Below are 14,660 nucleotides of genomic sequence, written 5' to 3'. Positions count from 1 at the left end.
AGGTTCGTGCGGTCGGCGGCGCCGGAGCTCGCTCCAGCCGCCCTCTCAGCCCGCTTCCGGTGCGGGCTCCCGCGTATTCGTGTTATGCGCCGGTGGACGCTAGCCGTCCCGGCGATCGCTGCCAACCCCCGTTCAGCCCGATGGGCCAGCCGCCGGGCGGTCACTCCTCGTCGAACGGGTCCGGCTGCTCGGTGGGGTCCCAGGCCAGGCCGGGCACGCCCCAACCGTTGCGCTTGACGGTCTTCTTCGCCGCGCGGGCATTGCGGCCGATGAGCCGGTCCAGGTACAGGTGGCCGTCCAGGTGGTCGGTCTCGTGCTGCAGGCAGCGGGCGAAAAAGCCCGTCCCCGCAGCGGAAACCGGATTGCCGTCCACATCGGACCCGGTGACCTCGGCCCGCTGCGCGCGCCCGGTGGGGAATGCTTCGCCCGGGACGGACAGGCAGCCCTCCAGGTCCTCCTCCTCGTCCGGCATCGTCTCGGGGACCGCGGAGGTCTCCAGCCGCGGGTTGATCACGTGCCCGCGGTGCCGGACCCCCTCGTCGTCCGGGCAGTCGTAGACGAACAGGCGCAGGTCCACGCCGATCTGGTTGGCGGCCAGCCCCACGCCGTTCGCGGCGGCCATCGTCTCGAACATGTCGTCGACCAGGGTGCGCAGTGCCTCGTCGAACTCCTGCACCGGACGGGTGGGTTCCTGCAGCACCGGGTCGCCGACGACGCGGATGGGGTGAACAGCCATGCGCGGGACTTTATCGCTCCGGTCCTGCCGATCGCGCAGCACTCGCGCGATGGCGGCGCACCGGCGATCAGCGCCGCGAGTGGATCTCGGCGTGGTGTAATTGGGCCCCCGGAATCACAGCCCTGTGATTCGGCGGTCCCCGAACGTCGACCCGAGGCGAGGAGCCGGATGGACGCCGCCCAGATGCTCACCGCGCAGGAGATCGCCCGCCAGTGCGAGCGGCTGGCGACCCGGCAGCCGCAGCAGGTGCCGGAGCAGTGCGCCCGGCCCGGTCTGCGCTCGGTCGACCCGATCACCGAGCCGATCGAGCGGATCGTGGATCCGGACCCCGCGCCGGATCCGGCGCCGCAACCCCCGGATGACCTCACCGAGCGTGATCGGGGCATCCTGGCCTTCGAACGGCAGTGGTGGAAGCGTTCCGGGGCGAAGGAGGACGCGATCCGGGAGCTGTTCGGCATGTCCGCGTCGCGCTACTACCAGCTGCTGAACGCGCTGCTGGACAGCCCGGCCGCGTTGCGGGCGGACCCCATGCTGATCAAACGGTTGCGCAAGGCACGGGCGGCCCGGCGGCGAGCACGGGCGGCTCAACGACTGGGAATCGAGTTGCACTGATGGCTGCTGAGGAACGGCCCGCGGGACCGGACAAGGCGAAGGTCGCGGGCTACGGGCTCATCGGGGTCGGCGTGATCGCGGCTGCGATCGGGGTGAGCACCCTGTACGCCGAGCAGGAGCCGGAGGCCGCGCAGAAGGTCCCGCCGGCACCCACCAGCGGTCAGGAGCCGGGCGGTCAGGAGCCGGGTGGCCAGGAGCCGGGTGGCCAGGAGTCGGGTGGCCAGGAGTCGGGTGGCGACCCGCAGCAGGGCGAGGTGCCCGCGGACCCCGGGCAGGCCGAGCCGCCGGCGCAGCAGGTCCCGCCGCAGTCCAAACCGGACGGTGCACTCCCGGATCGGCCCGCGCAGCAGGTGGATCCGCAGCAGGACCGGCCCTCCGGCACCGAGCAGGACCGCGTCGTGGTGCGGGTGTACAACAACAGCAAGATCAAGGGGCTGGCGCACCGGGCTGCCGAGGACTTCCGCGCCGCGGGCTACGAGGTGCCCGAGGTCGGCAACTTCGCGCGGGGCGTGATCCCCACGACCACCGTGTACTTCCGGCCCGGCACCGAGGAAGAGGCGGCGGCCGAGAAGGTGGCGCAGCGCTTCGGCGCCCGCGCCGAGCCGCGGTTCGAGGGCGTCGGCGATGCCAGTCCCGGCCTGGTCGCCATCATTACCAACGACTACCGCAACGCGGGTTCCTGACCCGGGGCCGCGACTCGAAGGCCGGCTGCCGGCTCACCGCCGGTTGGTGCGGTCGGCGAACTGCTCCAGCGCGGCCAGCTGCGCCGGGTCCAGCGAGGGCCGCACTGCGCGCCGCGCGGTGTCCAGGTGCGCCGCGGTGACCTCGGCCGCGGACAGCGACTCGCGCATCGCGGTGAGCGCGGCCTCCCGGATCAGCGCCGCGCAGTCGGCCGCCGAGTAGCCGTCCAGCTCGCCGGCCAGCGCATCGAGGTGCACATCGGGCGCCAATGGGGTGTTCTTCGCGGCGGAGCGCAGGATCTCCGCGCGGGCCGCGCCGTCCGGCGGCGGGACGTTCACCAGCCGCTCCAGCCGTCCGGGGCGCAGCAGCGCGGGATCGACCAGTTCGGGCCGGTTGGTGGCACCGAGCACGACCACATCGCGCAGCGGCTCCACCCCGTCCAGCTCGGTGAGCAGGGCGGCCACCACGCGGTCGCCGACCCCGGAGTCCGACGACTGGCCGCGCCGCGGGGCCAGCGCGTCCACCTCGTCCAGGAACACCAGCGCCGGTGCGGCGTTCGCCGCGCGCAGGAACAGCTCGCGCACCGCCCGCTCGGACTCGCCGACGAACTTGTCCATCAGCTCCGCGCCCTTGACCACCAGCACGTTCAGCCGCCCGGCGCCGGCGAGCGCGCGCACCAGGAACGTCTTGCCGCAGCCGGGCGGGCCGTACATGAGCACGCCCCGCGGCGGGTCCACGCCCAGCCTGGTGAACGAGTCCGGGTACTGCAGCGGCCACAGCACGGTCTCGGTCAGCGACTGCTTGACCTCGACCATGTCACCCACGTCGTCCAGGGTGAGCCCCCCGGTATCCAGGGTGTCCGAGGTGGTCATGGACAGCGGGCGCACCGAGGACAGCGCGGCGGCGAGGTCCTCCTGCGCGATGCGCGGTTCGTCGCGCTGTTCGCGCAGCGCGGCGTGCACCGCGGCCTCCCGGCACAGCGCCACGAGATCCGCCGCGGCGAAACCCGGTGTGCGCGCGGCGATTCCGGGAAGGTCCACATCGGAGTCCAGCGGTGCGGAGCGCAGCAGGACGCCGAGCAGATCCGCGCGGGCCGCGTCGCCGGGCAGCGCGAAGGTCAGCTCGCGGTCGACCAGGCCCGGTTCGCGCAGCCGCGGATCCGCGGACTGCGGCTGTGAACTGGTGACCAGCACCGCGGTGCCCGGTACGCGCAGCGCCGAGCGCAGCACGTCCAGCACCACCGTCGCCAGCGGAGGCGGGTCGGTGGCGGGCAGCAACGCCTCCACGTCGGTGATCAGCAGCACCCGTGGCCCGCCGCCGTCCGCGGTGGCGCGGCGCACGGCGTCGCGGACCCGCTGCGCTGCGGTGCCGGCCTCCAGCGCTGCGGTGCTCGGGGCGGCCAGTTCCACCAGCTCGGCGCCGACCGAGGCCGCCACGGCCCGCACCAGTGTGGCCTTGCCGACCCCGGGCGGTCCGCTGAGCAGTACGCCGAGTTCGGGTTCGGTGCCGAGCTGGCGCAGCAGCTGCGGCTGCTCGAAGGTGAGCCGCAGCCATTCGGCCAGCCGCGCGGCGTTGTCCTGCGCACCGACCAGATCGGCGATCGGGCGGGCCGGTTCGGCCGCGGGCGGTTCCGGTGCGGGTGCGGGTGCCTGCGGTTCCGGGGAGGGAGCGCTCTCCGCGGCCGGTGCGGACCGCCAGCTCACCACCGTCGCCGGGCGTACCACGGCGGGCCCCGCGGGCTCCACGGCGGTGATGGTGATCAGCTCGCTGGTCCACGAGGCTCCGATGGCGGTGGCGAGCTTGCGGCGGACCTCGGCGGCGTGCCCGGATCCCGCGGGCGCCACGTCCTGCGGCAGCAGGGACACCGAGTCACCGGCGGCGAACACCTTGCCGGTCAGCGCCAGCCGCAGCGTCTCCGGCGACACGGTGGCCTGCGCCATCCGCGACCCGGACACCGCGACGCGCGTGGCCGCGGACGGCTGCGCGGGTGCCATCCCGACCTCGGCGCCCTCGGTCAGCCCGAGGTTCATCAGCACGATCTCGTCGACGAGCAGCACACCGGGCGGCGCGGCGGGTTCGGCCGCGGCGATCGCCGCGGTGACCCGAGCGCCGGTGAGCCGGACCGCGTTCCACGGGCGCAACCCCAGTGCGTCCAGCACTTCCGGATGGGTGCGGACGACGCCGCGCCGGGTGTCCCGGGCGGAGGTGGACAGCCGGGCGGTCAACGTCAGCGAAGGCACGCCCCGAGCCTAGTGAGTGCTGCGCGCACGGCGTGCGGGGCGGTGCCCGCGTGCCGGATCAGCGTGGGAAGCGGTCGCGGCGCAGTTCCAGCCTGCGCCAGCTGCGGCGCGGTCCGTCCGGATGGCTGTTCCGCCGGGGCAGCCGGACCCGCCGCGCGGCGCCGGCGACCCGGCGGCGCAGTGGCGGGCGCAGCCCGAGCCGGCGCTGGGTGCGCCGGCGGATCGCCCGCCGCTCCCGCGGTGGTGCCTCCCACGCCTCGGGGTGCGAGGCCAGCCAGCGCTTGCGGTAGGTGGCGTAGGGGATGTGCAGCAGGTAGACGACCAGCGCGGTGGCCAGCGAGAACAGCGGGAACAAGATGATCCCGCCCGCGAGCACCACGACCAGCACCAGCAGCGGGACGGCGGCCTTCGGCGGCACCTTGATCGTCTTCAGCGACAGCGTCGGTACCCGGCTGACCGCCAGCGCGGCGATCGCGACCATCCAGACCATGATCACGACCGGCTCGGACCACCAGCCGGGCCGCTCGGCGTGCGCGGTGACGATGATCGGCAGCATGGCCAGCAGGCCCGCCGCGGGCGCGGGCACGCCGACGAAGAACTCCTTGGCGTAGGACGGCTGCTCGGTGTCGTCCAGCAGCGTGTTGAACCGGGCCAGCCGCAGCACCATGCACACCGCGAACACCAGGGCTATCACCCAGCCGATCCGGTTGTGCTGCAGCTGCCAGGCGTAGATCGTCAGCGCGGGCGCGACGCCGAAGGAGATCGAGTCGGACAGCGAGTCCAGTTCCGCACCCATCCGGGTGGTCGCGTCCAGCATCCGGGCGACCCGCCCGTCCAGCGCGTCGAGCACCGCGGCGACCGCCACCGCGGCGACGGAGCCGCGCAGGTTGCCCTCCAGGGCGAACTGCACCGCGGACAGCCCCGCGCACATCGCCAGCACGGTGATCGCGTTGGGCAGCAGCCGGATTCCCGGGGTGGTGCGCATGCTCATGATGCGCGCTTCCCGCGGGGCAGCTCGGCGAGCCCGGTCTCGCCGCCGACGGTGCGCTGGCCGGGTTCGACCAGCACCCGGCTGCCCCGCGGGACGTAGAGGTCCACCCGCGAGCCGAAGCGGATCAGCCCGTAGGTGCTGCCCGCCTGCACGTGGTCGCCCTCGTCGGCCGAGCAGACGATCCGCCGGGCGATCAGGCCCGCGATCTGCACCGCGGCCACCTCGGTGCCGTCGTCGCCGCGCACGAGCACGCTGTTGCGTTCGTTGTCCTCGCTGGCCTTGTCCAGGTCCGCGGACAGGAACGCGCCGGGGCGGTAGGCGGTGCGCACGACCTTGCCGGACAGCGGCACCCGCTGGACGTGCACGTCGAAGATGGTCAGGAAGACGCTGATCCGGGTCATCGGCGCGTCGCCCAGGTCCAGCTCCGGTGGTGGGGCGGCCGGTTCGACGTGCGCGACGGTGCCGTCCGCCGGGGCGACAGCGAGGCCTTCCCGCGCGGGCGTGGTGCGCCGGGGTTCGCGGAAGAACCAGGCGCACCAGGCCGTGAGCACCGCGCCGACGACGCCGGCGCCGCGCACGCGGCGGCGCAGCAGCAGGGTGGCGGCCGCGGCGGCGATGACGAACGGGCGGCCCGCGGGGTGCATCGGCGGAACGGTCTCCCGCACCAGCGCGAGCAGCTGCGCGGGCGCGGACTTCTTCGGCTCGGTCTCGTGGGTCATCGAGGTGCTACGCCCCTGAATCGGCTCGTCGTGCGGCGGAGGCGGAGGGCCCGCCCGCGCCGTGATCGGTACAGCATCGCGGACACCGTCGGCCGGTGTGCGGCCAGGGTGAGCAGTGGATCTTCGTCAGCCCTGCTGAGCTGTGCGCGGACCGGGTCGGCGGGTGCCCCGTCGCGTTCGCCGGCCGGGCGGGCCCGGTGGCGTGGCGCACTCGCGGGGTCGGCGCTCGGAAACGGGTCTCCTCGGGGTGGGCGCCAGGTGCTCCACCCCGTTTATAACCCGTCCGGGTGAGTTGCGGCGGGTGGAACGCATCCCGTTGCCCGTTTCGCCCCGCTGCGGGTTCGGTCACCGCCGATCCGTCCCGGGGGCGCCGCGCGGGACGCCCCCGGGGGATCGGCTGCGGGTGGTGCGGGGGCTCGACCGCCTCCCGCGCCCGGTCCGTGCGCCCCCCGACGGCGCGCGGACCTCGGCGGATCCACTCCGCAGTGCCGGTGATGCGGATCCGGCGGGCACCGCGATCGCGCATCGTCACCTGCCGCCCAGTGTAATCGAGTTCACAGTGATCTCGTAGCCGCCGCAGGGGGACCATTGGGTCGACTTCGTCACGCTGCGTGCGCAAACTTGCACTCCGGCGGGCCGGTGGTCATGCCGGGACCGCGGGCTCGGCGTTCAGGTCCATCCGCGCCCCCATCAGCTCGCCCATGCCGCGGTACGGGTCGCCGTGCTCCAGCGCATCCGGCACTCCCCGCAGCCGCAACAGCGCCATGCCCTCGCCGTCCCGGCGCACCGCGGACTCGTCCAGCTCGGAGACCGCGTACTCGTCCAGGTACAGCGACAGGGCCAGCGTCCAGTCCGGGCTCTGCTGATCCAGCCGCGCATCCGCGACGTCCCGGCTGTCCACCCACTGCGCGCCGGGCCGGTTGCGCAGCTCGCCGACCGGGGTGTCGGCCAGCTCGCGCAGCTGCTCCTCCTGTGCGCGGCGCAGCCGGGCCATCGTGCCGGACAGCAGGCGTTTCGTGCTGCTCGTGGCGCCCGGCAGCAGCACCAGCCCGCGATCGGTGACGATCAGGTGGTGGTTCGCGCCGGCGAACAGCACCGGGCTGACGATCCCGGCAGCGGACGGATCGGGTTCGGCGGCGGGCGGGCGGGTGTGGTTCAGCGGGACGCCCAGGTCGACCAGCGCCCGGTGCAGTCCGGGGACCAGCCGCGGATCCTGCATCGCCGGGCGGATCAGCCGGTCCGGGTCCAGCGGCTGGTTGTTGGTCAGCCGGACCGTGGACGGCCCGGCCCAGTCCAGTTCGTGCTGCGCGCGCTGCGCGCAGACCAGTCCGTCCACCACCGCGCAGCCGAGCAGCTCGGTGAGCGTGTCCACCACCGCCCGCTCGACGCGCTCCGGGCACAGACCCGGGTTGAGCACCGGGTTGACGAGGTCGTGGCCCTGGCCGCGGTGCACCGCGGCCAGCACCCCGGCGATGGTCGGCTCGACCGGGAGCCCGCTCTGCACCATCGCGGCCGCCAGCCGGGCCGTTTGCTCGGCGACGTGCGCCGCACCGGCCTGCCGGGCCAGCTCCGGCCAGGGCAGGTGCGGGCCCAGGCTCTGCACCAGCAGCCCGTCCTCCAGCGCGGGAACGCTCTTGCGCGGATTGCGCAGCACCGCGAACGCGGGCCGGTCGTCGACCTCCTTGTCCGGCCCGCTGGAGCGCTTGATCACCTCGATGCGCCGCCCGGACGAGCCACCCTCGTCGACCGAGTGCTTGGCCCGCTCGGCCAGCTGCGGTTTCCGATCCGGGTTCTCCATGAACGAGCGGAAGCCGAGCAGCACGTCCGGGGCGTGCCCGACCTGCTTGCCCATGCTCAGGTAGTGCTCCGCGTAGTCGGCCCAGCCGATCTCCACCGCCGCGGCCTTGCGCAGCGAGGTCACCGCCGCGCGCCGGCCCGCTGCCCGCACCGCCGCCGCGTCCGCGCTGCGGTGCACCTGCTGATCGGACTGCACGGCGATGCGCGCGTAGGTCTTCTCGTAACCGCGGAACAGGAACTTGGTGGGACCGCTGGTCAGCTCGGACGCGGTGCGCTGCACGCTGTCGCCGATGCGCAGCGCGGTGGCGGCGAGCCTGCCGCAGCCGGCCCGGCTGCCCAGCTCACGGGCCAGCACCGCGCGCAGCTCGCTGAGGTTGAGCGCGGCCAGTAGCGGTAGCCCGATCTCCAGGTACCGGGCGCGGACCCGCCAGCCCAGCAGGCTGGTGTCCTCGCGCAGCGCGACCGCGGGCTCCGAGGTGATCCGGATCTCGTCGGGTTCCGGGGTTCCGGTGCTGTCGGCGATCGCTTCGACCAGACCGGACAGTTGGGGTTGCTCGGCGCGCGGCACCGGGACGCCGCGCGTGCGCACCCGCGGGCGCAGCACCGCGCGCAGACCGATGGTGAACACCGCGCCGACGGCGGCTGCGGCGACGAGGACTTTCAGGCCGCCGAACGAGTCGTAGCGGAACGTCAGCACCGCGATCGCGAGCAGACCTGCGACCAGGGCGATGGGGACGGCGAAGAAGGCGGTGTGCAACGCCAGCGCCAGGGGGGCGCGCCAGGGGCCACGCACGAGGACTCCGGTTGGTGGTCGGGGTGGTGGTGCAGTTTCGCGGGGTGCGGGGGACGCGTCAATCCAGCAGCAGCACGTCCACCGGGGAATCGGGCGGCAGCTCCGTGGTCTCCTCCGGGATGTCGAGCAGGCAGTTCGCGCCCGCCAGCGCGGACAGCAGGTGCGAGCCGGGCCCCCCTTGCAGCGCCACCGTGCCCGCGACCGGGTCGAACAGCCCGCGGCGGAATTGTCGCTTTCCGGCGGGCTTGCTGATCTCGTCGGTCAGCAGCGCGCGCCGGACCGGCCGGTGCGCGCGGGCGTGCCCCGCCGCCGAGCGCAGCGCCGGGCGCACGAAGACCTCGAACGAGACCAGCGAGCTGACCGGGTTGCCGGGCAGGGCCACCACGGCCGGACCGCCACGGTACCGCCCCGCCCCCTGCGGCATGCCGGGCTGCATCGCGACCTTGCCGAATTCCATCCCGTCGCCGGTCAGCGCGTCCTTGACCACCTCGTAGGCGCCCGCGCTGACCCCGCCGGAGGTCAGGATCAGGTCGGTGCCGGCCAGCTGTGGCTGCAGCGCGGCGTGGAACGCGGGCACGTCGTCCGGGACGAAGCGCAGCAGCGTCGCCTCGGCACCCGCTTCGCGCACGGCCGCGGCCAGCATCAGTCCGTTGGACTCGTAGATCTGGCCCGGTTGCAGCGGTTCGCCCGGTTCGACCAGTTCGGAGCCGGTGGACAGCACCAGCACGCGCACCGGCCGGTGCACCGGCAACCGCGCGGTGCCGACGGCGGCGGCCACGCCCAGCTGCGCTGCGGACAGCGATGTGCCCGCGGTCAGCACGGTGGAGCCGGTGGTGACGTCCTCCCCGCTGCGCCGGATGTGCGCCCCGGTGCGCACCTCGGCGCCGATGCGCACCTGCCCGGTGCCCGCGTCGGTGCGCTCGACCGGGACGACGGAGTCCGCACCGGGCGGCACCTGGGCGCCGGTCATGATCCGGTGCGCCTCGCCCGGCCGCAGTTCCGGCACGTCCACCCGTCCGGCCGGGATGTCCGCGGCCACCGGCAGCAGCGCGGGCTCGGCGTCCGCGCCGGCCAGATCGGCGGCGCGCACGGCGTACCCGTCCATCGCGGCGTTGTCGAACGGCGGCAGTGCGACCGGTGCGGTGAGGTCCGCCGCGAGCGCGCGGCCGAGGCAGTCCGCGACGGGCAGCCGGTCCACCGGGGTCGCGGCGAGCAGTCCGGCGACCCGGTCCCGGTGCTCGGCGACGGTGGCCATCCGCGAGCTGGCGGTCGGGCCGGGGTCGGCGGTTGGGTTCGGCACGGGGGAATCATCGGCCATCGACCCCGCCGTTGTCCGCCCCGGCGTGGAAATCACCACGTCGGCCACTCGTGCGGGCGGCTCCCGCTGTGCGCCGGATCTCGTCCGTTCCGCCCCGATCGGGGCGCCCGGCGATCTAGGCTCGGGCGGTTGCGGCCGGGCATCGCCCCGGCGAGCCGTGCGAAACGCAGTTCCCAGCCCGAATGGCAGAGGAGGCCCTGTGCAGGTCCGGACTCGGCACACCCCGTCGTTCGGGGTGGCCAGGCTGATGCTCTCCCCGGGGGAGCCGGTGCAGGTGGAATCGGGGGCCATGCTGGCCACCAGTTACGGCGTGGCGGTCGACGCGCGCGCCCAGGGCGGGTTCTTCAAGTCGCTGGCCCGTTCAGCGCTGGGCGGGGAGTCGTTCTTCGTGTCCACCTACACCGCGCCGCAGCAGGGCGGCTGGGTGGACGCCGCGCCGAACCTGCCGGGCGATCTGCACGTCGTGGAGCTGGACGGGCGCACCGGGTGGTGCGTGACGAAGGGCTGCTGGCTGGCCTCGTCCGCCTCGGTGCAGATCGAGACCAAGTGGGGCGGGTTCCAGAACATGTTCGGCGGCGAGGGCGGATTCCTCACGCACGCCGCGGGGCAGGGGACGCTGGTGGTCAGCTGCTACGGCGCGCTGGACGTGCTCACCCTGCAGCCGGGCGAGTACGTCACCGTGGACAGCGGGCACGTGGTCGCCTACGCCGATTCGGCGCAGTGCAGGCTGCGCCAGATGAACCAGGGCGCGGTGCAGTCGATGAAGAGCGGTGAGGGGCTGGTGTTCGACTTCGCCGGTCCGGGGCAGGTGCTCACCCAGACCCGCAATCCGCGCGGATTGGTGAGCTGGTTGCAGGCCAACGGACTCGGTTCGCGCAACTGATCAGCGGTGCGGGAATGCGCGCCGGTGCGGATTTCAGCGCATTCCGCGCGATTCTGCGGCGATGACCCAACGTGGTTGCGCGCGGCACTCGTTCGGCGCAGCGGTTAACGGGAATGTCGCATTGCGGACCCCGGGACTATCCCCGAATTCTCGGGTAGCGTGGCCGTTGCTCCAGCGGTGCTGCGGTGCCGTGCAACACTTTTCATGAGGAGGACGCCGTGGCGGTCGGCACGGTCAAGTGGTTCAACTCGGAGAAGGGCTACGGTTTCATCGCAACCGACGGTGGATCCGATGTGTTCGTCCACTACTCCGCGATCAACATGTCCGGGTTCCGCACTCTTTCCGAAGGGGACCGGGTCGAATTCGAGGTGAAGGCCGGGCGGGACGGCCGTACCCAGGCGGACGGCGTCCGGAAGGTCTGACGGCGCATCCGGCGCGGGCCGGGCGGCCGGTCCGCCCGCGGTCCCGCCGGGCCGGGGATTCCGGTGCGTCGCGGAATCCGGCGCGCATTCCGCGGGTCGGCGGGTGAATGGTTCGCCGGGCGCGGGAATCGAATCCGCATCCACTGGCTTCCTGGGAATGCCCGGGAGCATTCGACGGCGCGGGTTCGTCAGGCGGCCGGCTTCTTCGACGGTGCGGGGATCTTCGACCCGCAGCGTGCCGGACCGATACGCTGCTCCGGTGTCGGAAGACCTCACGGGGCGCCGCCTCGGCCACTACAAGATCGACGGGGTGCTCGGCCGCGGCGGGATGAGCGTGATGTACCGCGCCACCGACGTGCGGCTCGGCCGCAAGGTCGCCCTGAAGGTCATGGGCGAGCACATCACGGGCGATGCCGAGTTCCGCGAGCGGTTCGTCGACGAGGCCCGCAACACCTCGGCCATCGATCACGCCAACATCGTGCCGCTGTACGACTTCGGCGAGGTCGACGGCATGCTCTACATCGCCATGCGGCTGGTCGACGGTTCCGATCTGGCCGGGCTCGTCGAGGGCGGACCGATCGCGCCCAGCCGCGCGCTGGAGCTGCTCGGCCAGGTCGCCGAGGCGCTGGACATGCTGCACGAGCAGGGTCTGGTGCACCTGGACCTGAAACCCGCCAACGTGCTGGTCACCTCCCGCGAGGCCGCCAACGAGCACGTGTACCTGGCCGACTTCGGGCTGACCCGGCGCGGGGCGACCGGGCACCGCACCAGCAGCGGGGACTTCCTGGGCTCACCGACCTACGCCGCGCCGGAGCACCTGCGCGGGGAGTCGGTGGACGGGCGCACCGACCTGTACGCGCTGGCCTGCATGCTGTTCGCCTGCCTGACCGGTCGCCCGCCGTTCCGCGGCCAGGTCTCCGAGATCATCCAGGGGCACCTGGGCGCCGATCCGCCCGCGGCGACCTCGCTGGCCATGTTGCCGCCCGCGATCGACGGGGTGCTGCGCACCGGGATGGCCAAGTCCCCGGACCAGCGCTTCGGCACCTGCAAGGAGCTGATCGCGGCCGCGCGCGGCGCGCTCGCCCCGGCGGCCGGCCGGCCTTCGCCGCCGCCGGTCCAGCGGTCGGGCCCGGTGTCCGGACCGCAGCCGGTGCAGCCGACTCCGGGGCCGCGGCCGGTGCCGGGAGCCGCGTTCCCCTCCCCGCCGCAGGCCCCGGTAGCGCCGCCGCAGGCCCCGCTGCCCCCGATGCCGCCGTCCGGTGATCCGGTGCGGCTACGGCCGCCGAGCCCGGCCGGATCGGCATCGTTCGCCACCGGGCGGCCCGGCGGATCGGGATCGGCGCGCTGGATCGTGCTCGGTCTGGTCGGCGCGGCCCTCGTGGTGATCGTGGTGCTGTTCGTGGTGATGGCCACGTCGATCTGAGCCGATGCCGCCGCCGGGGAGCGGGTTGCGGCCTGCCGGGCGGGTGTCGGCTCGGTGCCCGGACCTGCCTCGACCGGTGCCGCCGAAGACCGGGCGGCACCCCCGGTGCGCGGTGGCTCGATCGCGTGGTCGCCGACCCCGGGTCGCTTGCACTCAACCTGAGTGAGTGCTAAACACGGTGTTGGCACTCGACAATGGTGAGTGCCAGGGTCGGGAAGGTGAGGTCGTTTCCGGCGGCGCCGACAGGTGGCATCGCCGGACGGTCGTCCGTCGCGGGCACCCAGCCTGGCCGTGCCGAGTCCTGCCGTGGGGTTATCCGCCTCCGCGGCGTCCTGATAGGTGGAGGACCACACCGCAATGGCCAAGATGATCGCGTTCGACGAGGACGCCCGCCGCGGTCTTGAGCGCGGCATGAACACCCTCGCCGACGCCGTCAAGGTGACGCTCGGCCCGAAGGGCCGCAATGTCGTGCTCGAAAAGAAGTGGGGCGCGCCGACGATCACCAACGATGGCGTCTCCATCGCCAAGGAGATCGAGCTCGAAGACGCCTGGGAGAAGATCGGCGCCGAGCTGGTCAAGGAGGTCGCCAAGAAGACCGACGACGTCGCGGGCGACGGCACCACCACCGCCACCGTCCTGGCCCAGGCCCTGGTGCGCGAGGGCCTGCGCAACGTCGCCGCCGGCGCCAGTCCGATCGCCCTCAAGCGGGGCATCGAGCAGGCCACCGAGGTGATCGCCGAGCAGCTGCTCAAGAACGCCAAGGAGATCGAGACCAAGGACCAGATCGCCGCTACCGCGGGGATCTCGGCCGGCGACCGCCAGATCGGCGAGCTCATCGCCGAGGCCATGGACAAGGTCGGCAAGGAAGGCGTCATCACCGTCGAGGAGAGCAACACCTTCGGGCTGGAGCTGGAGCTCACCGAGGGCATGCGCTTCGACAAGGGCTACATCTCGCCGTACTTCGTCACCGACTCGGAGCGGATGGAGGCGTCGCTGGACGACCCGTACATCCTGCTGCTGAGCTCGAAGATCTCCAGCATCAAGGACCTGCTCCCGCTGCTGGAGAAGGTCATGCAGACCAACAAGCCGCTGCTGATCATCTCCGAGGACGTCGAGGGCGAGGCCCTCTCCACCCTCGTGGTGAACAAGATCCGCGGCACCTTCAAGTCCGTCGCCGTCAAGGCGCCCGGCTTCGGCGACCGCCGCAAGGCGATGCTGCAGGACATGGCCATCCTGACCGGCGGCCAGGTCATCAGCGAAGAGGTCGGCCTCACGCTGGAGAACGCGGACCTGAACCTGCTCGGCCAGGCCCGCAAGGTCGTCATCACCAAGGACGAGACGACCATCGTCGAGGGCTCCGGTGACGACGAGCAGATCGCCGGCCGGGTCAACGAGATCCGCGCCGAGATCGAGCGCTCGGACTCGGACTACGACCGCGAGAAGCTGCAGGAGCGGCTGGCCAAGCTGGCCGGCGGCGTGGCCGTGATCAAGGCCGGTGCGGCGACCGAGGTCGAGCTCAAGGAGCGCAAGCACCGCATCGAGGACGCGGTGCGCAACGCCAAGGCCGCGGTCGAGGAGGGCATCGTCGCCGGCGGTGGCGTCGCCCTGCTGCAGGCTGCCCAGCTCTCCTTCGACAGCCTCAAGCTGGAGGGCGACGAGGCCACCGGTGCCAACAGCGTGCGCCTGGCCGTGGAAGCCCCGCTGAAGCAGATCGCGATCAACGCCGGCCTCGAAGGCGGCGTCGTGGCGGAGAAGGTCAAGGGCCTGACCACCGGCCAGGGCCTCAACGCCGCCACCGGCGAGTACGAGGACCTGCTGGCCGCGGGCGTTTCCGACCCGGCCAAGGTCACCCGGTCCGCGCTGCAGAACGCCGCGTCGATCGCCGCGCTGTTCCTGACCACCGAGGCCGTGGTCGCGGACAAGCCGGAGAAGGACGGCGGCGCCGCTGCCGCCGCCGGTGCCGACCCGATGGGCGGCATGGGCGGCATGATGTGAGTCCTGCCCCACGGGCTTGATGAGGGCCGTCCCCAGCTCGGGGGCGGCCC

Annotated in this window: 12 protein-coding genes; 6 read left to right on the top strand and 6 right to left on the bottom strand. The window is 73.1% G+C overall.

Annotation, left to right across the window (positions count from 1 at the left end; genetic code table 11):
* Positions 1–160 precede the first annotated feature (160 nt).
* A complete protein-coding gene (locus IQ251_RS06430) occupies positions 161–736 on the bottom strand; it encodes a peptide deformylase (RefSeq protein ID WP_193927520.1) in 576 nt (191 codons plus the stop codon).
* Positions 737–1,039: 303 nt separating this feature from the next.
* On the opposite strand from IQ251_RS06430, the gene IQ251_RS06425 reads away from it, so the two are divergent.
* Both IQ251_RS06425 and IQ251_RS06420 read left to right on the top strand, forming a co-directional pair.
* Entirely contained in the window at positions 1,040–1,348 is a 309-nt protein-coding gene (locus tag IQ251_RS06425) for a DUF3263 domain-containing protein (RefSeq protein ID WP_370591238.1), read from the top strand.
* On the top strand, positions 1,348–2,031 hold the full coding sequence (locus IQ251_RS06420) for a LytR C-terminal domain-containing protein (protein WP_193927518.1): 684 nt from the start codon (positions 1,348–1,350) through the stop codon (positions 2,029–2,031). Before IQ251_RS06425 ends, IQ251_RS06420 begins: the two co-directional genes overlap by 1 nt.
* Before the next feature lie 33 nt (positions 2,032–2,064).
* Here the strand turns inward: IQ251_RS06420 and IQ251_RS06415 are convergent, their stop codons facing one another.
* The 5 genes from IQ251_RS06415 to moeA form a co-directional block, all read right to left on the bottom strand.
* Entirely contained in the window at positions 2,065–4,269 is a 2,205-nt protein-coding gene (locus IQ251_RS06415) for an AAA family ATPase (RefSeq protein WP_193927517.1), read from the bottom strand.
* Positions 4,270–4,327: 58 nt separating this feature from the next.
* On the bottom strand, positions 4,328–5,260 hold the full coding sequence (pssA, locus tag IQ251_RS06410) for a CDP-diacylglycerol--serine O-phosphatidyltransferase (RefSeq protein ID WP_193927516.1): 933 nt from the start codon (positions 5,258–5,260) through the stop codon (positions 4,328–4,330).
* Positions 5,257–5,979, bottom strand: a complete 723-nt coding sequence (locus IQ251_RS06405) for a phosphatidylserine decarboxylase (RefSeq protein WP_193927515.1) — start codon at positions 5,977–5,979, stop codon at positions 5,257–5,259. Before IQ251_RS06405 ends, pssA begins: the two co-directional genes overlap by 4 nt.
* A 643-nt stretch (positions 5,980–6,622) precedes the next feature.
* Entirely contained in the window at positions 6,623–8,569 is a 1,947-nt protein-coding gene (locus tag IQ251_RS06400; protein ID WP_193927514.1) for a M48 family metallopeptidase, read from the bottom strand.
* Between the two features lie 58 nt (positions 8,570–8,627).
* A complete protein-coding gene (moeA, locus tag IQ251_RS06395) occupies positions 8,628–9,824 on the bottom strand; it encodes a molybdopterin molybdotransferase MoeA (RefSeq protein ID WP_193927625.1) in 1,197 nt (398 codons plus the stop codon).
* Between the two features lie 262 nt (positions 9,825–10,086).
* Between moeA and IQ251_RS06390 the strand changes: the two genes are divergently transcribed.
* The 4 genes from IQ251_RS06390 (at position 10,087) to groL (ending at position 14,610) form a co-directional block, all read left to right on the top strand.
* A complete protein-coding gene (locus IQ251_RS06390; protein WP_193927513.1) occupies positions 10,087–10,770 on the top strand; it encodes a TIGR00266 family protein in 684 nt (227 codons plus the stop codon).
* 218 nt (positions 10,771–10,988) lie between these two features.
* Positions 10,989–11,192, top strand: a complete 204-nt coding sequence (locus IQ251_RS06385) for a cold-shock protein (protein WP_093268692.1) — start codon at positions 10,989–10,991, stop codon at positions 11,190–11,192.
* 259 nt (positions 11,193–11,451) lie between these two features.
* A complete protein-coding gene (locus IQ251_RS06380; RefSeq protein ID WP_193927512.1) occupies positions 11,452–12,615 on the top strand; it encodes a serine/threonine-protein kinase in 1,164 nt (387 codons plus the stop codon).
* A 357-nt stretch (positions 12,616–12,972) separates the two neighbouring features.
* The gene (groL, locus tag IQ251_RS06375) at positions 12,973–14,610 is read left to right on the top strand and encodes a chaperonin GroEL (RefSeq protein ID WP_193927511.1); all 1,638 of its coding nucleotides are present in this window, start codon (positions 12,973–12,975) and stop codon (positions 14,608–14,610) included.
* Positions 14,611–14,660 lie beyond the last annotated feature (50 nt).

Origin of the sequence: Saccharopolyspora montiporae (genome assembly GCF_015209505.1) — a bacterium.
Taxonomy (GTDB): domain Bacteria; phylum Actinomycetota; class Actinomycetes; order Mycobacteriales; family Pseudonocardiaceae; genus Saccharopolyspora; species Saccharopolyspora montiporae.
This window is presented reverse-complemented; position numbering and strand designations above follow the sequence as displayed.